Origin of the sequence: Bacteroides sp. 4_1_36 (assembly GCF_003466325.1) — a bacterium.
GTDB lineage: Bacteria > Bacteroidota > Bacteroidia > Bacteroidales > Bacteroidaceae > Bacteroides > Bacteroides uniformis.
This window is the reverse complement of record NZ_QSOX01000028.1, coordinates 1-24,216: the sequence shown is the minus strand read 5'-3', so window position 1 is coordinate 24,216 and position 24,216 is coordinate 1. Positions and strand designations below refer to the sequence as shown.

The following is a 24,216-nucleotide window of genomic DNA, read 5'->3' as shown; positions in this document are numbered from 1 at the left end:
ACCAAGAATGAAACAGTGTATGAACTTTAAGTTTGTAATTTTATTTGCCTTGACGCTATTAGTCGGTTCTACCGTTTATGGACAAGACAACGTAATTGACGAGGTAGTGTGGGTAGTAGGTGACGAGGCTATACTGAAGTCCGAAGTGGAAGAAGCACGCATGAGTGCATTGTATGAAGGACGCAAATTTGACCGTGACCCTTATTGCGTGATACCGGAGGAGATAGCCGTGCAGAAGCTGTATCTTCACCAGGCTGCCCTCGACAGTATCGAAGTATCCGAGAGTGAGGTTATCCAGCGTGTGGACTATATGACGAACATGTATATCGCCAACATCGGTTCGCGTGAGAAAATGGAGGAATACTTCAATAAGACTTCCAGCCAGATTCGTGAAACGCTGCGCGAGAATGCCCGTGAAGGATTGAAAGTTCAGAAGATGCAGCAGAAACTGGTGGGTGAGATTAAGATAACTCCGGCTGAGGTGCGCCGTTACTTCAAGGATTTGCCGCAGGACAGCATTCCTTATATCCCTACCCAGGTGGAGGTGCAGATTATCACTCAGCAGCCCAAGGTTCCTTTGGAGGAAATAGAAGATGTAAAGAGGCGTCTGCGTGAGTATACCGACCGTGTCAATAAGGGCGAAAGCTTTTCCATGTTGGCTCGTCTGTACTCCGAGGACCGTGGCTCGGCCATGCGTGGCGGTGAAATAGAGTTTTCGGGACGCGGTATGCTGGACCCCGCTTATGCCAATGTAGCTTTCAACTTGCAAGACCCCAGCAAGGTTTCCAAGATTGTAGAGTCTGAATATGGTTTCCATATCATTCAGTTGATAGAGAAGCGCGGTGACCGTATTAAAACACGCCACATTCTGTTGAAACCGCATATTCCGGAAGAAGCTCTGGCTGCCGGTTGTGCCCGTTTGGATTCTATTGCCGATGATATCCGCAATAACAAGTTCTCTTTTGAAGAGGCTGCCTCAGTGCTTTCGCAGGATAAGGATACGCGTAACAATCATGGTTTGTTGCCGAATCCCAATACGAACACTTCCCGTTTTGAGATGCAGGAACTTCCCCCTGAAATAGCCAAGGTGGTGGATAAGATGAAAGTGGGCGAAATCTCCGAAGCCTTCACCATGATTCCGCAAAAGACCGGAAAAGAAGAGTGTGTGATTGTGAAACTGAAGAGCCGTACGACGGGACACAAGGCTACCATTGCCGATGACTATCAGAACTTGAAAGAGATTGTGTTGGAGAAACGCCGCGACGAAGTGCTGGACAAGTGGATTCGTGAGAAGCAGAAGCACACGTATGTCCGTATCAAGGATAATTGGAAGAATAACTGTACGTTCAAGTATCCGGGCTGGATCAAAGAATAATCCGGAAGGATTTACATGGATTTGTATGCAAAAGAAGAATACAAAAAATCATTTCCTGAACAAGCATAGATACCTCCTGGTAGGCATTCTATGCTTGTTTGGCATCTGTCTGCTGAGTGCGCAGGACAAAAAGAAGAGTACTGGTGCACCGGAGAAGAGGAAAGTGGACTCGATTGAACAGAAAAAGACGGAGACGTCGGAAAAGAAGAAGACGCGCGTCGATTTGTTGTACGCAGATGAGGCGCAGGCGGACAAACAGTTGCGTCCTGATGTGCAGGTACTCATCGGTTCGGTGAGGATGAAGCATGACAGTATGTACATGTTCTGTGATAGTGCGCTGATATTCGAAAAGATAAATTCTGTGGAGGCATTCGGCAATGTGCGTATGGAGCAGGGCGACACCTTGTTTATCTATGGAGACTATCTGTATTATGACGGCATGTCGCAGCTGGCCATGCTGCGTGAGAATGTACGTATGATAAATCGTAATACGGTGCTGACAACCGACAGTTTGAACTATGACCGTCTGTACGATTTGGGTTATTACTTCGAAGGCGGTACGCTGACCGACGAGGATAATGTGCTGACTTCCGAGTGGGGAGAATATAGCCCTGCCACCAAGTTGGCTGTCTTCAATCACGACGTGAAGCTGGTCAATCCGAAGTTTGTCTTGACTTCGGATACCTTGAAGTATAGTACAGCTACCAAGATTGCTACTATTTTAGGCCCCTCCGACATTGTGAGTGACCAAAATCATATTTATTCCGAACGTGGCGTGTACAATACGACTACTGAGCAGGCAGAACTGCTCGACCGTTCCGTACTGACTAACGAAGGCAAGAAACTGACCGGTGACAGCCTTTTCTACGACCGCATCTTGGGATACGGCGAGGCTTTTGACAATGTACAGATGAATGATACGGTCAACCGGAACATGTTGACTGGCGACTATTGTTTCTACAACGAACTGACCGGAAGCGCCGTTGCCACCAAACGTGCCGTAGCTATCGACTATTCGCAGGGCGACAGTCTGTTTATGCACGGTGATACTTTGCGGCTGATTACCTACCATATGAATACCGATTCCATGTACCGGGAGATGCGTGCCTATCATAAGGTGCGTGCTTATCGCACGGATGTGCAGGCCGTATGCGATTCGTTGGTGTATAATTCCAAGGACTCTTGCATGACGATGTACACCGACCCTATCTTGTGGCACGGGGAACAACAGTTGTTGGGCGAGGAAATTAAAATTTACATGAACGATAGTACCATCGACTGGGCACATATCATCAATCAGGCCCTGACGGTAGAGAAAAAGGACAGTATTCACTATAACCAAGTTTCCGGTAAGGAGATGAAAGCTTTCTTCATAGATGGAGACATGCGTCTGGTGGAGGTAAACGGCAATGTATTGGTGGTGTATTATCCGGTAGAGGAGAAGGACAGTTCGCTGATTATGATGAACTATTCGGAAGGTGGACTTTTGAAAATGTACTTGAAGGAGAGAAGAATGGAGCGCGGAGTCTTTGTTGGAAAGACTACCGGTACAGCCTATCCTTTGGACCAGATTCCACCAGATAAGAGCAGGCTGCCTTCTTTTGTTTGGTTCGACTACATCCGTCCGCTCAACAAGGAGGACATCTTCGAGTGGAGGGCTAAAAAAGCAGGTGAAGTATTGAAGAAAAGTGACCGGAAACCTGTAACTTCGCCAAGGAATATGCATATTAAACGAAATAATAAGTAGCGTCATGGGAATGTTTGCAATGCGGAAGCCTCGTGGCTTCAATCATAGCTATATCTATGTGGATGAGCGGAAAGAGAAGTTGGCGAAGATGGAAGAAAACGCCAAGCGTGACCTGGGTATGCTGCCGGAAAAGGAATTCTCGCCCGAGGATATACGGGGCAAATTCATAGAAGGAACAACTCACTTGAAGCGGCGCAAGGAGAGCGGACGTAAGCCGATGCATTTGGGCATAATCCTTGTTGTCATAGCTGTGCTGATTTATCTGTGGTATGCCATCAGTAACGGAATCATTTAATAATGATTAATCATTAATCTCTAATCATTAAACATTATCATGAGCGATATCATTCATTTGCTGCCCGATTCGGTTGCCAATCAGATTGCTGCCGGAGAGGTGATTCAGCGTCCGGCATCTGTTGTGAAGGAATTGGTGGAAAATGCAATTGATGCCGAAGCAGAGGAAATACATGTGCTGATTACCGATGCGGGCAAGACCTGCATCCAGGTGATTGATGACGGAAAGGGGATGTCCGAAACGGATGCGCGTCTTTCTTTTGAACGCCATGCAACTTCAAAGATACGCGAAGCTGCCGATTTGTTTGCCCTACGCACCATGGGCTTCCGTGGAGAAGCGTTGGCTTCCATTGCTGCGGTAGCTGAAGTGGAGTTGAAAACACGCCCAGCCAGCGAGGAACTGGGGACGCGACTGTTGATTGCCGGCTCTAAAGTCGAGGGCCAGGAAGCCGTTTCCTGCCCTAAGGGAAGCAATTTTTCCATCAAGAACCTATTCTTCAATATTCCTGCCCGGCGTAAATTCCTGAAAGCCAACTCTACGGAGTTGAGCAATATCCTTACGGAATTCGAGCGTATAGCGCTGGTGCATCCTGAGGTAGCCTTCTATCTGTATAGTAATGATACGGAATTGTTCAATCTTCCGGTAATGCCTTTGCGGCAACGCATCATGGCAGTTTTCGGAAAGAAACTGAATCAGCAGTTGCTGTCCGTAGACGTCAATACGACGATGATAAAGATTTCCGGTTTTGTTGCCAAGCCGGAAACCTCGCGCAAGAAAGGAGCGCACCAATACTTTTTTGTGAACGGGCGTTATATGCGTCACCCCTATTTCCACAAAGCGGTGATGGACGCTTATGAGCAGCTGATTCCTGCCGGTGAGCAAATCTCCTACTTTATTTATTTCGAGGTAGACCCTGCCAATATCGATGTGAACATCCATCCGACGAAGACGGAGATTAAGTTCGAGAATGAGCAGGCTATCTGGCAGATTCTGTCGGCTGCGGTCAAGGAATCCTTAGGCAAGTTTAGCGCTATACCTACTATCGATTTTGATACCGAGGACATGCCGGATATTCCTGCATTCGAGCAGGCTCGTCCGATAGAGCCTCCGAAGGTACACTATAACACGGATTTCAATCCCTTCAAGACGTCTTCCGCTTCTTCCTATGGAGGCGGTGGCAATTATTCGCGCCCCAAAGTGGAGTGGGAGGGGCTTTATTCCGGTTTGGAAAAAGCCAGCAGGATGAACGAGCCGATGGAGGAAGAGCCTTTTGTAGAGGATACGGTTACCGGTACGGCTCCAAGAGAGGAGGAGAGGGTTCCTTATTTCCAGGAAACGGTTCCTTCCGGGGCAAGCGCCTCTTTCTATGGCAATGAGGCAACGGTAGAGAAAGGAGCGCAACACTTCCAGTTCAAGGGGCGTTTTATTCTGACTTCCGTTAAATCGGGTCTGATGCTGATAGACCAGCACCGGGCGCATGTCCGGGTATTGTTCGACCGCTATATGAGCCAGATTCGACAGAAACAAGGCGTATCCCAGGGGGTATTGTTTCCGGAGATTATCCAGTTGCCGGCTTCGGAAGCTGCCGTACTGGAAAGTATATTGGAAGATTTGTCGGCAGTAGGCTTCGATTTGAGCCCGCTGGGTGGCGGCAGCTATGCCATCAACGGCATACCTTCGGGCATAGAGGGGTTGAACCCGGTAGAATTGGTCCGGAATATGGTACATACTGCTATGGAAAAAGGGAATGACGTTAAGGAAGAGGTGCAGACAATTCTTGCATCGACCTTGGCACGTGCTGCGGCCATCGTCTATGGACAAGTGCTGAGCAACGAGGAAATGTCCAATCTCGTGGACAATCTGTTTGCATGCCCATCCCCGAATTATACTCCGGACGGAAAGACGGTGCTGGCGACCATTAAAGAAGACGACATAGAAAAGCTTTTCTCCAAATAAGGAAGAGTACTTTCTTTTGCATCAAGGCAAAAAAAGTACAAATATTCAGAACCTTTTAGTTCTGTTGGCGTTAATTAGACAGTTTGAATGATAAAGAGTTTAATTAACCACTTAACTATTTTAAGGTATATGAAAAAGATTCTAATGTTACTGGCTTTAGCTGGTGTGTCTTCTGTTGCCATGGCGCAGCAAAAGACTGAAGTTGTGGAAGAATTTGGTGTTATCCAGGTTCAGGATAAATATCAGGTAATCACTAATCCGTTCTGGAGTAATTGGTTTTTCTCTATAGGCGGTGGTGCCGAAGCAACTTTTGGAGATAATGATAAGGCAGGAAGTTTTGGCAAGCGTATCAGTCCGACGCTGAATTTTGCCATCGGCAAATGGTTCACCCCGGGACTGGGAGTACGTCTGCAATATAGCGGCCTTCAGGCAAGAGGATATACGTATGATGCAGGTGCTGACTACGTGAAAGGCACTCAGATGGATGACGGCTACTACAAACAGCGTTTCGACTATATGAATCTGCACGGAGATGTGATGTTCAATCTGAATGCGCTGTTTGGAGGATACAACCAGCACCGTGTGTATGAAATCATTCCTTATGTAGGTGCTGGCTTCACTCACAACTACACAAAGCCTCACCGCGAAGCTCTGTCTGTAAACGCGGGTATCATCAATCGCTTCCGTATTTCCAATGCGATAGATATTAACCTGGAGCTGAGCGCAATGGGCGTTGAAGATAAGTTCGATGGCGAAGTTGGCGGCGATCATGGATATGATGGCGTGCTGAGTGCAACGGTAGGGTTGACATACCGTTTCCCCGCCCGTGGATTCCGTCGCCCGATGCCTCAGTTGATTTCTCAGGTAGAGCTGGCTGCCATGCAGGCACAGCTTGCAGAGATGGGAGCTGCCAACCAGCAGCTGCAGAATGCATTGGTGGCTGCACAGAACCAGCCGGTGGCCGAAGTTACGGAAACCGAAGTGATTGTTCCCGATCCGGATATAGCACCGCGTACCGTATTCTTCAATATCGGTTCTGCCGAAGTCTCTCCACGTGAAGCAATGAACTTGTCTTATCTGGCAGACCAGATGAAACAGTTCCCGAACGCCACTTACACTGTAAACGGATATGCAGACTCTGCAACCGGTACGCCGGCATTCAACAAAGAGTTGAGTTTGAAGCGTGCACAAGCCGTGGTCGATGTATTGGTAAAACAATACGGAATTCCTGCTGACCGCCTGAAGGTGGATGCCGGTGGTGGTGTCGATAAGTTCGGACAGCCGATTCTGAACCGTGTGGTATTGGTGAAATCTGCCAATTAGAAAGCTACGAGCTACAAGCTACAAGGAGTTACGAGTTATAGAAATGAGAAGGGGCATGCGTTATTATGACGCATGCCCCTCATTTTTTGTAACCAGTAACTTGTAACAGGTAGCTCCTTGTAACTCGTAACTTCTGTAACTCGTATCTCCTATCCCTTATTCTCCGCCGAATTTCTTTACTTGCTCTGCAATCAGTTCCGCATCATCAAAGTAGTTTATCTTCATAGCCTTGCGTACATCGTCCAAGGTTGCGGCAGCGGTTTCCCTGGCAGTTTCGCAACCTTTCTTCAGCATGTCGTAGATGGCGGGGATGTCTTTTTCAAACTCCTTGCGGCGGTTGCGGATAGGCTCCAGTGTCTCCTGCATAATTTCGTTGAGGAACTTCTTCACTTTCATGTCGCCCAGACCGCCACGTTGGTAGTGGGCTTTCAGTTCGTCCAGATTCGGATATTCGGGCAGATAAAGGCCGAAGTGTTCCGGACGGCAAAAGGCATCCAGGTAAGTGAATACGGTGTTGCCTTCCAATTTTCCGGGGTCTTGCACACGCAGGTGGTCGGGGTCGGTATACATGCTCTTCACCTTCTTCTGCACCTCGTCGGCAGAGTCCGAAAGATAGATACAGTTGCCGAGGCTCTTGCTCATCTTGGCTTTGCCGTCCGTTCCCGGCAGGCGCAGGCAGGCTGCATTGTCGGGCAACAGGATTTCCGGTTCCACGAGGGTTTCACCATATATATAGTTGAAACGGCGTACGATTTCACGAGCTTGTTCAATCATCGGCTCCTGGTCTTCGCCCACGGGCACGGTAGTGGCGCGGAAGGCGGTAATGTCCGCTGCCTGGCTGATGGGGTAGGTGAAGAAACCTACGGGGATGCTTGTCTCGAAATTACGCATCTGGATTTCGGTCTTTACCGTCGGGTTGCGTTGCAGGCGGCTCACGGTCACCAGGTCCATATAGTAGAAGGTCAGTTCGCAGAGTTCCGGTATCTGGGATTGGATGAAGATGGTACTCTTCGTCGGGTCCAGTCCGCAAGCCAGGTAGTCCAGTGCCACCTCGATGACGTTCTGGCGCACCTTTTCCGGATTCTCCATATTGTCCGTCAGCGCTTGTGCGTCGGCGATGAAGATGAAAATCTTGTCGTACAAGCCGGAGTTTTGCAGTTCCACTCTTCTTCTCAATGAGCCTACATAGTGTCCTATGTGCAGGCGTCCTGTGGGGCGGTCGCCCGTAAGGATGATTTTTTCTTTTGCCATATTATGTATTTTTTAGTTTCTTCATTGTATAAAAGCCATTAAGACCGGCAAAGATACCTATAATTATCGAAACCTCAAGGGATGACGCTTTCTTTCCTTTTCACGTATACCTTATGGCTTCCGATGCCGCTTGTATCGATTCCGCTGCCGGGAGTATGTGCCCATTTGCGCAGTTCCACGGTGGCGGTGGAGCGGACGAGTCCGGTCAGTTGCCGGTAGATGCTGACAGTAAGGAAGGCGTGCTTGTCCAGATACTGATGCGCCAGAGCCAGACGTTGTTCGGGGGTGTATTTCTTCGACGAGTGTGCGGGTTTCCAGGAGGCACGTTCCAGTTCGCACCAATGGTTGGTTTCTCTAATCAAGGCCTTGTCCGTGCGGAAGTTCACGCCGCTTACGTAGATGCTCCGTGCATTTCGCTTCGTGCTGCTTTCTTGGGGCTGTTCGCGTTCTTTGTCGGGGTAGATGGACAGTGCGGGGGTGAATACGCCCAATCCTTCTATCTTCACCGAGCGTCCCATTCCCATTTCGTGGGCCAGGGCTTCGCCCAGCTCGCAGATAACTCCTTCGGTTACGCCTTTCGAGAATCCCGAGGTCATGGCGATGTATTCCGCCAGTTCGCGCGTGCCGGTCTGTCCGGTCATCACCATCTTGGGGTAGGTGATTGGTTCGCCCGTACCTTGCAAGTCGGGCATTTCTTTCATTTGGTAGCGTGTGGTCATTGTTGCGTTCTCCTTTCTTTTCTTTCCTTCGTTGCAAAGTCCTTTTCCCTGCGGAGCAAAGTTCTTTTGGTGGCGGAGAAATCTTAGAATAAAGCCTTTATTCCAAGGAATAGAAATTTTATTTTTAAGAATAAAGGCTTTGTTTGTAGAAACAGAATCCTTGTTCTATTTTTGTATAGGCACAAAGGTAAGTTTCCGTGGCGAGAAAAGCAAGTTTTGGTGGGGAGAATCTTCATATTTATCCGCAAATGCCTTTACTGAGATATAGTCTTTCTTTTTTATATGGAATCGCATTTTTCGGAAAAAGATTTCGGTTGTGGGCGACGGCCGCTCTTCTATTATGGAGGATGACGTTTCTTTTATGCAAAAAAATATGCCACAATTTGCTCTTTTCGTAAATAAGTCGTTACTTTGCACAAATTTTAAAGAGACTATGCAATCGCAGGAAATGAGAAGCAAATATAACCTCCGTTCGAATGAATTTCATTCGGGAGCCGTCAGTTTCTCTTTTTTCGAGAAAGATATTTTTAGTTCTTTGGTAATGCGTTAATCCTTTATTGGGTGACGCATTTTTTTTGTGAAATAGCTACAACTCGTAGTTCGTAGCTTGTAACTCGTAACTTAATAGACAACAAGAGAATATGGAAAAGAATTTAAAGAAAGTGCTTGTCTTGGGTTCTGGTGCGCTCAAGATTGGTCAGGCCGGAGAGTTTGACTATTCCGGTTCGCAGGCGCTGAAGGCGTTGCGCGAAGAAGGTATCGGTTCTGTTTTGGTAAACCCGAACATTGCTACTATCCAGACATCGGAAGGTATCGCCGATCAAGTTTATTTCTTGCCGGTAACTCCTTATTTCGTGGAAGAAATCATCAAGAAAGAACGTCCCGACGGCATTTTGCTGGCATTCGGCGGACAGACGGCGCTGAACTGCGGTACGGAACTCTATCAGAACGGAATTCTTCAGAAATATGGCGTGCGCGTGCTGGGTACTTCCGTTGAGGCGATTATGTACACCGAAGACCGTGACCTCTTTGTGAAGAAGCTGGACGAGATTCCGATGAAGACTCCGAAGAGCCACGCTGTGGAGAGCATGGAGGACGCACTGAAGGCAGCCCGCGAGATTGGCTACCCCGTGATGGTGCGCTCGGCTTATGCTCTGGGTGGACTGGGAAGCGGTATTTGTCCGGACGAGGAAGCCTTCATTAAATTGGCCGAAAGCTCTTTCACTTTCTCCAAGCAGATTCTGGTAGAAGAGTCTCTGAAGGGTTGGAAGGAAATTGAATTCGAGGTAATCCGCGATGCCAACGACCACTGCTTCACGGTGGCAAGCATGGAAAACTTCGACCCGCTGGGCATTCATACGGGTGAGTCCATCGTAGTGGCTCCCACTTGCTCATTGACCGACGAGCAGGTGAAAATGTTGCAGGAGCTCTCCACCAAATGTATCCGCCACCTGGGCATCGTGGGCGAATGTAACATCCAGTATGCGTTCAACGCCGAGACAAACGACTATCGTGTCATCGAGGTGAACGCCCGTCTGTCCCGTTCTTCCGCATTGGCTTCCAAGGCTACCGGTTATCCGCTGGCATTCGTGGCTGCCAAGATTGCGTTGGGCTATACGCTCGACCAAATCGGCGAGATGGGAACTCCCAATTCTGCATATGCTGCTCCGCAACTTGATTACCTGATTTGCAAGATTCCGCGTTGGGACTTGACGAAGTTCGTAGGTGTCAGCCGCGAAATTGGCTCCAGCATGAAGTCGGTAGGCGAAATCATGTCTATCGGACGTTCCTTTGAAGAAATTATCCAGAAGGGCTTGCGTATGATTGGTCAGGGAATGCACGGATTCGTGGGCAATGAGGGAGTGGAGTTCGATGACTTGGATTACGAACTGTCACATCCCACCGACCTGCGCGTCTTTGCCATTGCCGAGGCTCTGGAAAAGGGATATGCCATCGACCGCATCTTTGAGCTGACCAAGATTGACCCCTGGTTCTTGGGCAAGCTGAAGAACATCGTAGACTACAAGCAGAAACTTTCCCAATATAATAAGGTGGAAGACATCCCCGCCGACGTGCTGCGCGAAGCCAAAGTGCTTGGCTTCTCCGACTTCCAGATTGCCCGCTTCGTGCTGAATCCGCAAGGCAATATGGAGAAGGAAAACCTTACCGTACGCGCCCGTCGTAAGGAGCTGGGCATCCTGCCCGCCGTGAAGCGCATCAATACGGTGGCTTCCGAACATCCGGAACTGACGAACTACCTCTACATGACGTATGCCGTTCAAGGTTATGATGTGAACTATTATAAGAATGAAAAATCAGTGGTTGTGCTTGGTTCGGGCGCTTACCGCATCGGTTCGTCTGTAGAGTTCGACTGGTGCTCGGTGAATGCCATCCAGACTGCCCGCAAGCTGGGCTACAAGTCCATCATGATTAACTATAACCCCGAAACCGTTTCTACGGACTACGACATGTGCGACCGTCTCTACTTCGACGAGCTCTCCTTCGAGCGTGTGCTCGACGTTATCGACCTGGAGCAGCCGCGCGGTGTCATCGTGTCCGTGGGTGGACAGATACCGAACAACCTGGCAATGAAGCTTCACCGCCAGTCAGTTCCCGTGTTGGGTACTTCCCCCATCTCCATCGACCGTGCCGAAAACCGTAACAAGTTCTCTGCCATGCTCGACCAGCTGGGCATCGACCAACCGGCTTGGCAGGAACTCACTAGCCTGGAAGATGTGAAAGGCTTTGTAGAGAAGGTGGGCTATCCGGTACTGGTGCGTCCGTCTTACGTACTCTCCGGTGCTGCGATGAATGTATGCTACGATGAAGAAGAACTGGAAAACTTCTTGAAGATGGCTGCTGAGGTATCTAAGGAATATCCGGTGGTGGTATCCCAGTTCTTGCAGAACACCAAGGAAATCGAGTTCGACGCTGTTGCCCAAAACGGTGAAGTGGTGGAATACGCCATCTCCGAGCACGTAGAGTTTGCCGGTGTACACTCCGGTGACGCTACGCTGGTATTCCCGGCACAGAAGATTTACTTTGCAACGGCACGCCGCATCAAGAAAATCAGCCGCCAGATTGCGAAGGAACTCAATATTTCCGGTCCTTTCAATATCCAGTTCCTGGCACGCAACAACGAGGTGAAGGTTATCGAGTGTAACCTCCGTGCATCGCGCAGCTTCCCGTTCGTATCCAAGGTGCTGAAGCGTAACTTCATCGAGACTGCTACCCGTATCATGCTGGACGCTCCCTATACACAACCGGACAAGTCGGCATTCGACATCGACCGTATCGGTGTGAAGGCAAGCCAGTTCTCCTTCTCCCGTCTGCACAAGGCAGACCCGGTATTGGGTGTGGACATGTCGTCTACGGGCGAGGTAGGCTGTATTGGCGACGACTTCTCCGAAGCATTGCTGAATGCCATGATTGCTACCGGATTCAGAATCCCCCGTCCCGAGAAGGGCGTGATGTTCTCCTCCGGAGCCATGAAGTCCAAGGTGGATTTGCTGGATGCCAGCCGCATGCTCTTTGCCAAAGGCTATAAGATTTATGCTACGGCAGGTACAGCCGCTTTCCTCAACGCCCATGGCGTGACGACGGAAGCCGTTTACTGGCCGGATGAACGCCCGGATGCGGAAAACAACGTGATGACGATGATTGCCGACCATGCCTTCGACCTGATTGTCAACATTCCGAAGAACCATACGAAACGCGAGCTGACCAATGGCTACAAGATTCGTCGCGGTGCTATCGACCACAACATTCCGTTGATTACCAATGCCCGCCTGGCAAGTGCCTTTATCGAGGCATTCTGCGAAATGAAGCTGGAAGATATCCAGATTAAGAGCTGGCAGGAGTACAAATAAATTGTTTGCTCTATAAACGATTGCAGGAGCGGAAAGCCGAAAGGTTTTCCGCTCTTTTGGTATACTGCGTTTATTTCCGTATTTTTGTTCGGGGCTGAGTCTCTGTATGAATCAAAAGAAGAAATAATATGAATGAAGTGGAAAAAATGCGTAGCTCCCAGTTGGCGGATATGTCCGTTCCGGAGATACAGGTGAAGTTCGAGCATGCCAAGCGCTTGCTGGCAAAAATGCGTGTGATGAGTACTTACGATGAGGATTACCGGAGTTTGCTGGAGGAACTGGTGCCAGGTATTCCCGCTACTTCCATCATCTGCCCGCCCTTCCATTGCGACCACGGGGATGGGATCCGGCTGGGTGAGCATGTCTTTGTCAATGCCAATTGCACTTTCCTGGACGGGGGATATATCACGATTGGTGCCCATACGTTGGTCGGTCCATGCGTACAGATATACACTCCCCATCATCCGATGGATTATATCGAGCGTCGTACGGAAAAGGAATATGCCTATCCGGTGACGATAGGAGAGGATTGCTGGATTGGCGGCGGTGCCATTCTGTGTCCAGGCGTCACCGTCGGCGACCGTTGTATCATCGGTGCGGGTAGTGTGGTGACGAAAGATATTCCATCCGATAGCATAGCCGTTGGTAATCCGGCAAAGGTCATCCGGAAAAATGAGGCAAAAAAGTGAACGTACTAAATGCTTGAGAAACAGAGCGTGTCGCTAAATGACTAAAAAAATATCGAAAAATATTATGCAAAAGTTTTGGTAATGTCAAAATAAGCTGTACCTTTGCATCGCTTTTGAAACGGAAGTGTACGGGCGTTTAGCTCAGCTGGTTCAGAGCATCTGCCTTACAAGCAGAGGGTCGGCGGTTCGAATCCGTCAACGCCCACACAAAATCCAAGCACTTTCGTTCATCAAAAGGGCGTTTAGCTCAGCTGGTTCAGAGCATCTGCCTTACAAGCAGAGGGTCGGCGGTTCGAATCCGTCAACGCCCACACAAAATCCAAGCACTTTCGTTCATCAAAAGGGCGTTTAGCTCAGCTGGTTCAGAGCATCTGCCTTACAAGCAGAGGGTCGGCGGTTCGAATCCGTCAACGCCCACACAAAATCCAAGCACTTTCGTTCATCAAAAGGGCGTTTAGCTCAGCTGGTTCAGAGCATCTGCCTTACAAGCAGAGGGTCGGCGGTTCGAATCCGTCAACGCCCACTGGAAATTTTCATTCGAAGGTGGTCTTGCAAGTGATTGTAAGGCCATTTTTTTATCCGTTAACTTCCTTTTCTTAAAATCTTTATCCTTTATGTCTTGTTACTCAGAAAAAAGCAGTAATTTTGCAGTCCGATAATTATCATCATAAATACGACGTATGAAACTTGATTTACTTACCGCAATCTCTCCGATTGACGGTCGATACAGAGGCAAAACGGATGTTTTGGCTGCCTATTTTTCAGAATTTGCACTGATTAAATACCGTGTACAAGTTGAAATAGAATACTTTATCACGCTGTGTGAGCTGCCTTTGCCGCAACTGAAAGGGGTGGATAAGGGCGTTTTCGAAACCTTGAGAAACATTTACCGTAACTTCTCCGAAGCCGACGCGCAACGCATTAAGGACATTGAGAGCGTGACGAACCATGATGTGAAGGCTGTGGAGTATTTCTTAAAAGAAGAGTTTGACAAGTTGGGTGGTATGGACGACTATAAGGAGTTCATCCATTTTGGCCTGACTTCACAAGATATCAACAATACGTCTGTTCCTTTGTCTGTAAAGGAGGCGTTGGAGCAGGTGTACTATCCTCAAATAGAGGAACTGATAGCGCAGCTCCGTGCTTATGCGGAAGAGTGGGCCGCTATCCCCATGCTTGCCAAGACACACGGACAACCGGCTTCGCCTACCCGTTTGGGCAAGGAGGTAATGGTGTTTGTCTACCGTCTGGAACGCCAGTTGGCAACGCTGAAGGCTTGTCCGGTGACAGCAAAGTTCGGTGGCGCTACGGGTAATTACAATGCCCATCATGTGGCTTATCCGGAATATGACTGGAAGGCATTCGGCAATAAGTTCGTTTCCGAAAAGCTTGGCTTGGAACGCGAGGAGTATACTACCCAGATATCCAATTACGATAATCTGTCTGCCATCTTTGATGCCATGAAGCGCATCAATACGGTGATGATTGATATGAACCGTGACTTCTGGCAATATATCTCTATGGAATACTTCAAGCAGAAGATTAAAGCCGGTGAGGTGGGCTCCAGCGCGATGCCGCACAAGGTGAACCCGATTGACTTTGAAAATGCGGAAGGAAACCTGGGCATGGCGAATGCTATTCTTGAGCACTTGGCGGTAAAACTGCCGGTTTCCCGTTTGCAGCGTGACTTGACGGACTCTACCGTGCTCCGCAATGTGGGTATGCCGTTCGGGCATATCATTATTGCCATACAAAGTTCTTTGAAGGGTTTGCGTAAGTTGCTGTTGAACGAACCGGCCATCTACCGTGACCTGGACAATTGCTGGAGCGTGGTGGCCGAGGCTATCCAGACCATTCTGCGCCGCGAGGCCTATCCGCATCCCTATGAAGCGTTGAAAGCGTTGACCCGTACCAATCAGGCCATTACGGAAGCGTCTATCAAGGAATTTATAGAGGGACTGAATGTAAGTGAAGAGATAAAGAAAGAATTGCGGGTGATTACCCCCCATACTTATACGGGAATTTAAGCAACCACAGAAGTGTACCGGAGGAATTTCAACTTTTTACTCCGGCAATTGTTATAGAAACATATAAAATTCAAGGTATAATAGAGACAATGAATGGCCGTGAGGCCAAGGTTTAATTTTATTCGAATAAAAAACAATGAGTACAGAAAACGAAACTTGGCGTGATGCTTCTTCCGCAGAGGAGAACTCAGGTGCCGGCCGCGATGGTAACCAATTTAACAAGGAAGGTGGCTACAGCCGTCCGTCTTACAACCGTGATAATGGCGACCGTCCTTATCGCCCCAGATTTAACAGTGAAAACGGGGACCGCCCGCAGCGTCCTTATAACAGTGACCGCCCTTATCGCCCGCGCTTTAATCCTGGTGCGGACAATGGTGACCGTCCGCAGCGTCCTCGTTACAATAACGATAATGGCGACCGTCCCTATCGTCCGCGCTATAACAGCGAAGGCGGCGACCGTCCGCAACGCCCTTATGGAAACAATTCGGGTGACCGTCCTTACCGTCCGCGCTATAACAGCGAAGGTGGCGACCGTCCGCAACGCCCTTATAATAGTGACCGTCCGCAGCGCCCGCGTTATGGCAATGAGGGTGGTGACCGTCCGCAACGTCCTTATAACGGCGACCGCTCCTACAACAGCGACCGTTCTTATAATACGGACCGTCCCTATCGTCCGCGCTACAACAGCGAAGATGGCGACCGTCCGCAGCGTCCTCGCTACAATAATGAGGGTGGTGACCGTCCTTATCGTCCACGCTTCAATTCGGGTGGTGGAAGACCTGGCGGATACGGCAACAGAGACAGCTATAGCCGTCCAGTCCGTCGTTCGGCCGATTATGACCCCAATGCTAAGTACAGCAAGAAGAAACAGATAGAATATAAGGAGCAGTTTGTGGACCCGAACGAGCCTATCCGCCTGAACAAATTCCTGGCCAATGCCGGTGTTTGCTCCCGTCGCGAGGCTGATGAATTCATCACTGCCGGAGTCGTTTCTGTAAACGGAGAGGTGGTGACGGAATTGGGAACCAAGATTAAGCGCGGTGATGAAGTGAAGTTCCACGACCAGACGGTCAGCATAGAACGTAAGATTTACGTACTGCTGAACAAGCCGAAGGATACTGTGACTACTTCGGATGACCCCCAAGCACGTCGCACGGTGATGGATTTGGTGAAGGGCGCATGCGACGAACGTATTTATCCGGTAGGTCGTCTGGACCGCAATACTACAGGTGTATTGCTGCTGACAAACGATGGTGACCTGGCTTCCAAGCTGACGCATCCCAAGTATCTGAAGAAGAAGATATATCATGTGCATTTGGACAAGAACCTGACAAAAGCCGATATGGAGCAGATTGCAGCCGGTATTCAACTGGATGACGGGGAAATCCATGCAGATGCCATCAGCTATACGGATGACTTCAAGAAAGATGATGTCGGTATTGAAATCCACTCCGGCAAGAATCGTATCGTGCGTCGTATCTTCGAATCGCTGGGATACAAGGTGATGAAACTGGACCGTGTGTATTTTGCCGGTTTAACCAAGAAAGGCCTGCGCCGCGGCGAATGGCGTTACCTCACGGAACAAGAGGTGAACTTCCTGCGCATGGGTTCTTTTGAGTAATATATAATAAGGTATAATAACTGTTTTATGGAAAAGATTAGTAGAACAAAGATTGTTGACCTGCTGAAGCGTGAAGATTTTGGCGCTATGGTCAACGTGAAGGGCTGGGTTCGTACCCGCAGAGGTAGTAAGCAAGTAAACTTTATCGCGCTGAATGACGGTTCTACAATAAATAATGTGCAGATTGTAGTAGACTTGGGTAACTTCGATGAGGAGATGCTGAAAGAGATTACTACCGGTGCTTGTTTGAGCGTAAACGGTGTGCTGACGGAATCTGTCGGTTCCGGTCAGAAGGCCGAAGTGCAGGCCCGCGAAATCGAAGTGCTGGGAACTTGCGATAACACGTATCCGTTGCAGAAGAAAGGTCATTCCATGGAGTTCCTCCGTGAGATAGCCCATCTGCGTCCCCGTACCAATACGTTCGGGGCTGTGTTCCGTATTCGTCATAATATGGCGATTGCCATCCACAAGTTCTTCCATGACAGAGGATTCTTCTATTTTCATACTCCGATTATCACGGCTTCCGACTGCGAAGGCGCAGGCCAGATGTTCCAGGTGACTACGAAGAACCTTTACGACTTGAAGAAAGATGAGAACGGTTCCATTATTTACGATGATGACTTCTTCGGAAAGCAGGCCAGCCTGACTGTTTCCGGACAGTTGGAAGGCGAACTTGCCGCTACTGCATTGGGAGCCATCTATACATTCGGTCCTACGTTCCGTGCCGAGAATTCCAATACTCCCCGCCACTTGGCAGAGTTCTGGATGATTGAGCCGGAAGTGGCGTTCAATGATATTACGGACAATATGGACCTGGCGGAAGATTTCATCAAATATTGTGTACAGTGGGCTTTGGACAACTGTGTCGACGATGTGAAGTTCCTCAATGACATGTTTGATAAGGGCTTGATTGAACGTCTGCAAGGTGTCTTGAAAGAAAGCTTCGTGCGCCTGCCTTATACGGAAGGTATCAAGATATTGGAAGAGGCTGTTGCCAAAGGGCATAAGTTTGAATTCCCGGTGTACTGGGGAGTTGACTTGGCTTCCGAACATGAGCGCTATCTGGTGGAAGACCACTTCAAGCGTCCGGTTATCCTGACTGACTATCCGAAGGAAATCAAAGCGTTCTATATGAAGCAGAACGAAGACGGCAAGACCGTGCGTGCCATGGATGTACTCTTCCCGAAGATTGGAGAAATCATTGGCGGTTCCGAACGTGAATCGGATTACAACAAGCTGATGACGCGCATTGACGAACTTCACATCCCGATGAAGGATATGTGGTGGTATCTCGATACCCGTAAGTTCGGTACATGTCCCCACTCTGGGTTCGGTTTGGGCTTTGAGCGCTTGCTGCTGTTCGTTACGGGCATGACGAATATCCGTGATGTCATACCGTTCCCGCGTACGCCGCGCAACGCCGAGTTCTAAGTTTCGGAATATACAAACTGGATAAAATCATCCGCACAAACATTCTGTTGTTTGTGCGGTTTTTTTATACCCAAAAATGTTATAATCTCAAAATAAATCTTTATATTTGTGTCTAACGGAACGACATAACGTTAACCAACATCATACGAATATGAAACGGAACTATTTCTTTACCATGCTGGCAGCGGTGCTGCTTGCGGTAGCGGGAGCCAATGCGCAGGAGAGCGCAGAGTTTAGGCCTGCGGAACTGGCAGGAATTTGGCAGTTATGTCATTATGTGTCTGAAATCCCGGATGTTCCCGGGATATTGAAACCGAGTAACACCTTTAAAGTGCTGAGTGATGACGGCCGTATTGTCAATTTTACAATTATTCCAGGCAAAGATGCCATCATCACTGGATATGGGACTTATCAGCAGCTGACGGATAATTCCTATAAGGAAAGCATTGAGAAAAACATCCATTTGCCCATGTTGGACCATAAAGACAATATACTGGAGTTTGAAATAGGGGACGACGGGGTAATGTACCTGAAGTATTTTATAGCTAAGGACTTGAATGGTAATGAACTGAATACATGGTTCCATGAAACATGGAAGCGGGTGGGCATGCCTGCAAAATTTCCCGAAGACCTTGTCCGTTGATATTTCTTTCTCTTTCCCGTTTCTTTCTCATGCAGCTTTGAAAGCCTTCTATGACGGCACCGACCGATGAAGGCCGCATCATAAAGAGTTGTTCTGCGGAGATTCTTCCCTTTCTCCGCAGGATAACTTTGTCTGTTGTATATCAGCCAAGTGGCTCTCTAAAAAAAAGTGGAAAACTTTTGCCAGTTCTAAGAAAAACCGTACCTTTGCAAGCCGATTATTATCTCAAAAGGATAAGCATTTAATTCATAGCGAGTTAATCTTCCATTGTCCGGGATGACTGGCTTGCGGTGAAGAAAAAATTTTAGTAGTAACATTTTAAAAAACAATTAAGAGTGGATACTTTAAGTTACAAGACCATTTCTGCAAACAAAGCTACAGTGACTAAAGAATGGGTCATTGTTGACGCTACAGACCAGGTATTGGGTCGTCTGGGCGCAAAAGTTGCGAAACTGTTGAGAGGAAAGTATAAACCTAACTTTACCCCTCACGTAGATTGTGGCGATAATGTAATCATTATCAACGCCGACAAAGTAAAATTAACCGGTAACAAGTGGAATGACAAGGTATATCTGTCATATACAGGTTATCCCGGCGGCCAGAGAGAAATCACTCCTGCCCGTTTGCAGGCAAAACCGAACGGTGATGACAAGTTACTGAGAAAAGTAGTAAAGGGTATGTTGCCTAAGAACAAGTTGGGCGCAAAATTGCTGGGCAATATGTATGTATATGCCGGCAGCGAGCACAAACACGATGCTCAGAACCCGAAAATGATTGATATTAACGTACTTAAATAAGAGATAATGGAAGTAGTAAATGCATTAGGCAGACGTAAAAGTGCAATTGCACGTATTTTCGTAAGCGAAGGTACTGGAAAGATTACTATTAATAAGAGAGACCTCGCAGAGTACTTTCCATCAAGCATTCTTCAGTATGTAGTTAAACAGCCGTTGAATAAGCTGGGTGTTGCTGAAAAGTACGACATCAAAGTTAATCTCTGCGGTGGCGGTTTCACCGGTCAGTCTCAGGCTTTGCGTTTGGCAATTGCCCGCGCACTGGTGAAAATCAATGCTGAGGACAAGGCTGCTCTCCGTTCTGAAGGCTTCATGACTCGTGATCCTCGTTCTGTTGAACGTAAGAAACCGGGACAACCGAAAGCACGTCGTAGATTCCAGTTCAGTAAACGTTAAGAGTTGGAGAACGGTTGGGGCGGACAAGTTGCTTAATTCTCGACTTTCACCTCTCAACTCTCAACTGAAAAAGCGTTTAGTATCTAAACTACCGGGACTCTTCAGATTCAGACTACCCGGCGGTTGGTTTAGAAGAAACAAAAAAGAAAGTAAACGATTAATTTAAAAAAAAATGTCTAGAACAAATTTTGATACATTATTGGAAGCCGGTTGCCACTTCGGTCACTTGAAAAGAAAGTGGAACCCTGCAATGGCTCCTTACATCTTCATGGAGCGCAATGGTATTCACATCATTGACCTCAACAAGACGGTTGCTAAAATTGACGAAGCTGCTGAAGCTTTGAAGCAAATCGCTAAATCAGGAAAGAAAGTCCTGTTTGTTGCTACTAAAAAACAAGCTAAGCAGGTGGTTGCCGATAAGGCTGCATCTGTAAATATGCCTTATGTAATCGAGCGTTGGCCGGGTGGTATGTTGACTAACTTCCCGACTATCCGTAAGGCTGTCAAGAAGATGGCTACCATCGACAAGTTGACAAGCGACGGTACCTATTCAAACCTCTCCAAGAGAGAAATTCTTCAGATTTCACGTCAACGTGCAAAGTTGGACAAGACTTTGGGCTCTATCGCTGACCTGACTCGTCTGCCGTCTGCTCTGTTCGTTATCGACGTAATGAAGGAAAACATCGCAGTTCGTGAAGCTAACCGTCTGGGGATTCCCGTATTCGGTATCGTTGATACAAACTCCGATCCTACGAATATCGATTTCGTAATCCCGGCAAATGATGACGCTACTAAGTCAGTAGAAGTTATTCTTGATGCTTGCTGCGCTGCTATGCAGGAAGGTCTGGAAGAACGTAAGGCCGAAAAGGTAGACATGGAAGCTGCCGGTGAAGCTCCTGCCAACAAAGGTAAGAAGAAAGCTACAAAAGCAAGACTCGACAAGTCCGACGAGGAAGCAATCAATGCCGCTAAGGCTGCTGCTTTCATGAAGGAAGAAGAGGCTTAATCATACTGTTGAGAGTTGAGAATTGAAAGTTGAGAGTTACTTTACGGCAATTCTCAATTCTCTATTCTCAACTCTCAATTACTTTATAAGGATATTATTAACAATTAAAATAAAAAGATATTATGGCTGTAAGTATGGCTGATATAACCAAGCTCCGCAAGATGACCGGTGCTGGTATGATGGATTGCAAAAATGCTTTGACTGAAGCTGAAGGCGATTTCGACAAGGCAATGGAAATTATCCGTAAGAAGGGACAAGCTGTTGCAGCTAAGCGTTCAGATCGCGAGGCTTCTGAAGGCTGTGTGCTGGCTAAGACTACGGGTGACTTTGCCGTTATCATCGCTCTGAAGTGCGAAACTGACTTCGTGGCTCAGAATGCTGATTTCGTGAAATTGACTCAGGACATTCTGGACCTTGCCGTGGCTAACAAGTGCAAGACTCTGGACGAAGTAAAAGCTCTGCCGATGGGCAACGGTACTGTACAGGATGCTGTAACAGACCGTAGCGGTATCACTGGCGAGAAGATGGAGTTGGATGGTTACATGACTGTAGAAGGTGCAAGCACTGTGGTTTATAACCACATGAACAGAAATGGCCTCTGCACTATTGTTGCTTTCAACAAGGCTGTTGAAGAAGGACTGGCTAAGCAGATTGCCATGCAGATTGCTGCCATGAACCCGATTGCAGTAGACGAAGATGGCGTATCTGAAGAAATCAAGCAGAAGGAAATAGATGTTGCTATCGAGAAGACAAAAGCTGAACAGGTACAGAAGGCTGTTGAGGCTGCTTTGAAGAAGGCTGGTATCAACCCGGCTCACGTGGACAGCGAAGACCACATGGAAAGCAACATGGCCAAAGGCTGGATTACTGCTGAAGACGTGGCAAAGGCAAAGGAAATCATTGCTACTGTTTCTGCCGAGAAAGCTGCACATCTGCCTGAACAAATGATTCAGAATATTGCTAAGGGCCGTCTTGGCAAGTTCTTGAAAGAAGTTTGCTTGCTGAACCAGGAAGACATCATGGACGGCAAGAAGACAGTTAGAGAAGTCTTGAAAGAAGCTGATCCTGAATTGAAGGTTGTTGACTTCAAACGTTTTACTTTGCGCGCTGAATAATTCCGCTTAGAAACGATTCTATAAAAAGAAGTGGCCGTATATGGAGTTGAATTCCTAAACGGTCACTTTTTTATGCCTCTACAGTTGCAGTGAGACGGATGATGCGTTTATCCCACGGGCTTGGTTTGCGTGTATCCTTCTGCCTTCAGGAGGTCGATGACACGTTGTTTGAAGTCGCCTTGCACGATGATTTCTCCATCTTTGGCACTTCCGCCTACTCCACATTTACTTTTCAGCAATTTGCCCAGTTCTTTCAGATTATTGTCGGTGCCCACGAAACCGGTGACAAGAGTGACGACTTTGCCACCCCGGTTCTTGCGGTCCAGCTGTACACGCAGGCGTTGTTGTGCAGGGGGGAGGGTAGCTTGCTCCTCATCGTCATTCATCTCATAGTTGTAGTCCGGGTTGGTGGAATAGACTATATTCAACCGTTCTTTCCAATCATTATTCTTCATACTTCTTTCTTTTAAACTTCCCAAAAGTACGATATTATGTGGAATTATGCAATTAGAAATTATGTTAAGCTTTTGTTGCATCCGTGTTACTGATTAGAAAAAAAGCACTACTTTTGTCAATCGCAATATTGAGAACTTAAATAAGAAACTATGAGCAGTCCGTTACAGAAAAAAGAAACCATGAAGGTGCCGGAACCTACCTTGCGCCGGCTTCCGTGGTACCTTTCTAATGTAAAGTTGCTGAAACAAAAGGGGGAACGATTCGTATCATCCACCCAGATTTCCAAGGAAATCAATATTGATGCTTCACAAATTGCCAAAGACCTTTCGTATGTCAATATCTCGGGGCGTACGCGTGTGGGCTATGAGGTGGACACACTGATAGCTGTACTGGAGGACTTCCTGGGATTTACCAATATACACAAAGCCTTTCTGTTCGGTGTCGGAAGCTTGGGAGGTGCCTTGCTGCGCGACTCGGGCCTAAGCCATTTCGGTTTGGAGATAGTGGCTGCTTTCGATGTGAAGCCCGAACTGGTGGGTACGACACTGAGCGGCATCCCCATCTATCACTCGGACGAGTTCAAGCAGAAGATGCAGGAGTACGATGTCAATATAGGCGTGCTGACGGTACCTATCGAAATAGCCCAGCAGATAACGGATTCCATGGTAGAGGGCGGTATCAAGGCCGTATGGAACTTCACCCCGTTCCGTATCCGTGTTCCCGAGAACATTGTCGTGCAGAACACTTCCCTTTATGCCCATCTGGCCGTGATGTTTAACAGACTGAACTTTAACGAAATCAAGTAATGAAGATTATTGCTGTAGGAATGAACTATGCTCTGCACAACAAAGAGCTGGGACATACACACGAGAATAAGGAACCGGTTATTTTCTTGAAACCCGATTCGGCCATTCTGAAAGATGGCAAGCCTTTCTTTATCCCCGATTTTTCCAACGAGGTACATTATGAGACGGAAGTGGTGGTGCGCATCTGCCGTTTGGGCAAGAATATTGCTCCTCGCTTTGCCCATCGCTATTATGATGCGGTGACGGTGGGCATCGACTTCACGGCACGCGACTTGCAACGTAAGTTCCGTGAGGCGGGTAATCCGTGGGAGCTTTGCAAAGGTTTCGACAATTCGGCAGCTATCGGCACCTTTGTCCCTTTGGAACAAGTGGGCGGCAATGTACAGAATCTGGACTTCCATCTGACGATTGATGATAAGGAGGTGCAACGTGGCCATACATCGGATATGTTGTTCCGGGTAGATGATATCATTGCCTATGTCAGTCGCTTCATGACCTTGAAAATCGGTGACTTGCTGTTCACGGGTACCCCTGTGGGAGTAGGTCCCATCAGCATCGGACAGCACTTGCAGGGCTATCTTGGGGAAGGGAAAGTACTTGACTTCAATATCCGGTAAATATGTTTAGCTGTCTTATCTTGATATAGGTAGACACATTTACAAACTAATAAATGTGTTACTATTATGACTTCAAAACG

Annotated in this window: 20 protein-coding genes and 4 tRNA genes; 21 read left to right on the top strand and 3 right to left on the bottom strand. The window is 47.9% G+C overall.

Going from position 1 to position 24,216, the window contains the following annotated elements; translation table 11 throughout:
* Nucleotides 1-7: 7 nt before the first annotated feature.
* The 5 genes from DXD65_RS19060 (at nucleotide 8) to DXD65_RS19040 (ending at nucleotide 6,696) form a co-directional block, all read left to right on the top strand.
* Nucleotides 8-1,375 (top strand): peptidylprolyl isomerase, encoded by a 1,368-nt coding sequence (locus DXD65_RS19060; RefSeq protein ID WP_005829568.1) that lies wholly within the window; start codon nucleotides 8-10, stop codon nucleotides 1,373-1,375.
* Between the two features lie 25 nt (nucleotides 1,376-1,400).
* Nucleotides 1,401-3,122, top strand: a complete 1,722-nt coding sequence (locus DXD65_RS19055; RefSeq protein ID WP_005829570.1) for an OstA-like protein — start codon at nucleotides 1,401-1,403, stop codon at nucleotides 3,120-3,122.
* 4 nt (nucleotides 3,123-3,126) lie between these two features.
* Nucleotides 3,127-3,417 (top strand): hypothetical protein, encoded by a 291-nt coding sequence (locus DXD65_RS19050; RefSeq protein WP_005829571.1) that lies wholly within the window; start codon nucleotides 3,127-3,129, stop codon nucleotides 3,415-3,417.
* A gap of 39 nt (nucleotides 3,418-3,456) precedes the next feature.
* Nucleotides 3,457-5,373, top strand: a complete 1,917-nt coding sequence (mutL, locus tag DXD65_RS19045; protein WP_005829573.1) for a DNA mismatch repair endonuclease MutL — start codon at nucleotides 3,457-3,459, stop codon at nucleotides 5,371-5,373.
* Between the two features lie 129 nt (nucleotides 5,374-5,502).
* Nucleotides 5,503-6,696, top strand: coding sequence for an OmpA family protein (locus tag DXD65_RS19040; protein ID WP_009037822.1), 1,194 nt, complete (start codon nucleotides 5,503-5,505; stop codon nucleotides 6,694-6,696).
* Between the two features lie 156 nt (nucleotides 6,697-6,852).
* On the opposite strand, the gene trpS is transcribed toward DXD65_RS19040, so the two are convergent.
* Together trpS and DXD65_RS19030 are read right to left on the bottom strand one after the other, a co-directional pair.
* Complete coding sequence (trpS, locus tag DXD65_RS19035; protein ID WP_005829577.1) at nucleotides 6,853-7,947, bottom strand: tryptophan--tRNA ligase; 1,095 nt, start codon at nucleotides 7,945-7,947, stop codon at nucleotides 6,853-6,855.
* Nucleotides 7,948-8,021: 74 nt separating this feature from the next.
* Nucleotides 8,022-8,666, bottom strand: a complete 645-nt coding sequence (locus DXD65_RS19030; protein WP_022401787.1) for an HU family DNA-binding protein — start codon at nucleotides 8,664-8,666, stop codon at nucleotides 8,022-8,024.
* 641 nt (nucleotides 8,667-9,307) lie between these two features.
* Between DXD65_RS19030 and carB the strand changes: the two genes are divergently transcribed.
* The 14 genes from carB to tsf all read left to right on the top strand — a co-directional run bounded on the left by carB (nucleotide 9,308) and on the right by tsf (nucleotide 22,257).
* Nucleotides 9,308-12,535 (top strand): carbamoyl-phosphate synthase (glutamine-hydrolyzing) large subunit, encoded by a 3,228-nt coding sequence (gene carB / locus DXD65_RS19015; protein ID WP_005829587.1) that lies wholly within the window; start codon nucleotides 9,308-9,310, stop codon nucleotides 12,533-12,535.
* Nucleotides 12,536-12,663: 128 nt separating this feature from the next.
* Complete coding sequence (locus DXD65_RS19010) at nucleotides 12,664-13,224, top strand: sugar O-acetyltransferase (protein WP_005829589.1); 561 nt, start codon at nucleotides 12,664-12,666, stop codon at nucleotides 13,222-13,224.
* 130 nt (nucleotides 13,225-13,354) lie between these two features.
* A tRNA-Val gene (locus tag DXD65_RS19005) sits at nucleotides 13,355-13,429 on the top strand.
* Nucleotides 13,430-13,460: 31 nt separating this feature from the next.
* Nucleotides 13,461-13,535 (top strand) — tRNA-Val (locus DXD65_RS19000).
* A 31-nt stretch (nucleotides 13,536-13,566) separates the two neighbouring features.
* Nucleotides 13,567-13,641: transfer RNA gene (locus DXD65_RS18995), tRNA-Val, on the top strand.
* A 31-nt stretch (nucleotides 13,642-13,672) separates the two neighbouring features.
* Nucleotides 13,673-13,747 (top strand) — tRNA-Val (locus DXD65_RS18990).
* A 157-nt stretch (nucleotides 13,748-13,904) separates the two neighbouring features.
* Complete coding sequence (purB, locus tag DXD65_RS18985) at nucleotides 13,905-15,251, top strand: adenylosuccinate lyase (RefSeq protein WP_005829591.1); 1,347 nt, start codon at nucleotides 13,905-13,907, stop codon at nucleotides 15,249-15,251.
* 136 nt (nucleotides 15,252-15,387) lie between these two features.
* Nucleotides 15,388-16,872, top strand: coding sequence for a pseudouridine synthase (locus DXD65_RS18980; RefSeq protein WP_008664272.1), 1,485 nt, complete (start codon nucleotides 15,388-15,390; stop codon nucleotides 16,870-16,872).
* A gap of 27 nt (nucleotides 16,873-16,899) precedes the next feature.
* Complete coding sequence (gene asnS / locus DXD65_RS18975; protein WP_117887874.1) at nucleotides 16,900-18,303, top strand: asparagine--tRNA ligase; 1,404 nt, start codon at nucleotides 16,900-16,902, stop codon at nucleotides 18,301-18,303.
* A 151-nt stretch (nucleotides 18,304-18,454) separates the two neighbouring features.
* Nucleotides 18,455-18,946, top strand: coding sequence for a DUF4488 domain-containing protein (locus DXD65_RS18970; RefSeq protein ID WP_035450126.1), 492 nt, complete (start codon nucleotides 18,455-18,457; stop codon nucleotides 18,944-18,946).
* Nucleotides 18,947-19,281: 335 nt separating this feature from the next.
* Nucleotides 19,282-19,743 (top strand): 50S ribosomal protein L13, encoded by a 462-nt coding sequence (gene rplM / locus DXD65_RS18960; protein WP_005829602.1) that lies wholly within the window; start codon nucleotides 19,282-19,284, stop codon nucleotides 19,741-19,743.
* A gap of 6 nt (nucleotides 19,744-19,749) precedes the next feature.
* Nucleotides 19,750-20,136 carry a 30S ribosomal protein S9 gene (gene rpsI, locus DXD65_RS18955; RefSeq protein WP_005829603.1) on the top strand — a complete coding sequence of 129 codons (387 nt, stop codon included), beginning with the start codon at nucleotides 19,750-19,752 and terminating at the stop codon, nucleotides 20,134-20,136.
* Between the two features lie 172 nt (nucleotides 20,137-20,308).
* On the top strand, nucleotides 20,309-21,142 hold the full coding sequence (gene rpsB, locus DXD65_RS18950) for a 30S ribosomal protein S2 (protein ID WP_005829604.1): 834 nt from the start codon (nucleotides 20,309-20,311) through the stop codon (nucleotides 21,140-21,142).
* A 122-nt stretch (nucleotides 21,143-21,264) separates the two neighbouring features.
* Nucleotides 21,265-22,257, top strand: coding sequence for a translation elongation factor Ts (tsf, locus tag DXD65_RS18945; protein ID WP_005829605.1), 993 nt, complete (start codon nucleotides 21,265-21,267; stop codon nucleotides 22,255-22,257).
* A gap of 107 nt (nucleotides 22,258-22,364) precedes the next feature.
* Here the strand turns inward: tsf and DXD65_RS18940 are convergent, their stop codons facing one another.
* A complete protein-coding gene (locus DXD65_RS18940) occupies nucleotides 22,365-22,712 on the bottom strand; it encodes a translation initiation factor (RefSeq protein ID WP_005833443.1) in 348 nt (115 codons plus the stop codon).
* 150 nt (nucleotides 22,713-22,862) lie between these two features.
* On the opposite strand from DXD65_RS18940, the gene DXD65_RS18935 reads away from it, so the two are divergent.
* Together DXD65_RS18935 and DXD65_RS18930 are read left to right on the top strand one after the other, a co-directional pair.
* Nucleotides 22,863-23,519 (top strand): redox-sensing transcriptional repressor Rex, encoded by a 657-nt coding sequence (locus tag DXD65_RS18935; protein WP_005829607.1) that lies wholly within the window; start codon nucleotides 22,863-22,865, stop codon nucleotides 23,517-23,519.
* Nucleotides 23,519-24,136 (top strand): fumarylacetoacetate hydrolase family protein, encoded by a 618-nt coding sequence (locus DXD65_RS18930; RefSeq protein ID WP_005829609.1) that lies wholly within the window; start codon nucleotides 23,519-23,521, stop codon nucleotides 24,134-24,136. Before DXD65_RS18935 ends, DXD65_RS18930 begins: the two co-directional genes overlap by 1 nt.
* Nucleotides 24,137-24,216: the final 80 nt, after the last annotated feature.

What these genes read in the sequence shown, in the direction of transcription:
- DXD65_RS19060 (WP_005829568.1), top strand. Translation starts at nt 8, where the DNA reads ATGAAACAGTGTATGAACTTTAAGTTTGTAATTTTATTTGCCTTGACG.
- DXD65_RS19055 (WP_005829570.1), top strand. Translation starts at nt 1,401, where the DNA reads ATGCAAAAGAAGAATACAAAAAATCATTTCCTGAACAAGCATAGATAC.
- DXD65_RS19050 (WP_005829571.1), top strand. Translation starts at nt 3,127, where the DNA reads ATGGGAATGTTTGCAATGCGGAAGCCTCGTGGCTTCAATCATAGCTAT.
- mutL (WP_005829573.1), top strand. Translation starts at nt 3,457, where the DNA reads ATGAGCGATATCATTCATTTGCTGCCCGATTCGGTTGCCAATCAGATT.
- DXD65_RS19040 (WP_009037822.1), top strand. Translation starts at nt 5,503, where the DNA reads ATGAAAAAGATTCTAATGTTACTGGCTTTAGCTGGTGTGTCTTCTGTT.
- trpS (WP_005829577.1), bottom strand. Translation starts at nt 7,947, where the DNA reads ATGGCAAAAGAAAAAATCATCCTTACGGGCGACCGCCCCACAGGACGC.
- DXD65_RS19030 (WP_022401787.1), bottom strand. Translation starts at nt 8,666, where the DNA reads ATGACCACACGCTACCAAATGAAAGAAATGCCCGACTTGCAAGGTACG.
- carB (WP_005829587.1), top strand. Translation starts at nt 9,308, where the DNA reads ATGGAAAAGAATTTAAAGAAAGTGCTTGTCTTGGGTTCTGGTGCGCTC.
- DXD65_RS19010 (WP_005829589.1), top strand. Translation starts at nt 12,664, where the DNA reads ATGAATGAAGTGGAAAAAATGCGTAGCTCCCAGTTGGCGGATATGTCC.
- purB (WP_005829591.1), top strand. Translation starts at nt 13,905, where the DNA reads ATGAAACTTGATTTACTTACCGCAATCTCTCCGATTGACGGTCGATAC.
- DXD65_RS18980 (WP_008664272.1), top strand. Translation starts at nt 15,388, where the DNA reads ATGAGTACAGAAAACGAAACTTGGCGTGATGCTTCTTCCGCAGAGGAG.
- asnS (WP_117887874.1), top strand. Translation starts at nt 16,900, where the DNA reads ATGGAAAAGATTAGTAGAACAAAGATTGTTGACCTGCTGAAGCGTGAA.
- DXD65_RS18970 (WP_035450126.1), top strand. Translation starts at nt 18,455, where the DNA reads ATGAAACGGAACTATTTCTTTACCATGCTGGCAGCGGTGCTGCTTGCG.
- rpsI (WP_005829603.1), top strand. Translation starts at nt 19,750, where the DNA reads ATGGAAGTAGTAAATGCATTAGGCAGACGTAAAAGTGCAATTGCACGT.
- rpsB (WP_005829604.1), top strand. Translation starts at nt 20,309, where the DNA reads ATGTCTAGAACAAATTTTGATACATTATTGGAAGCCGGTTGCCACTTC.
- tsf (WP_005829605.1), top strand. Translation starts at nt 21,265, where the DNA reads ATGGCTGTAAGTATGGCTGATATAACCAAGCTCCGCAAGATGACCGGT.
- DXD65_RS18940 (WP_005833443.1), bottom strand. Translation starts at nt 22,712, where the DNA reads ATGAAGAATAATGATTGGAAAGAACGGTTGAATATAGTCTATTCCACC.
- DXD65_RS18935 (WP_005829607.1), top strand. Translation starts at nt 22,863, where the DNA reads ATGAGCAGTCCGTTACAGAAAAAAGAAACCATGAAGGTGCCGGAACCT.
- DXD65_RS18930 (WP_005829609.1), top strand. Translation starts at nt 23,519, where the DNA reads ATGAAGATTATTGCTGTAGGAATGAACTATGCTCTGCACAACAAAGAG.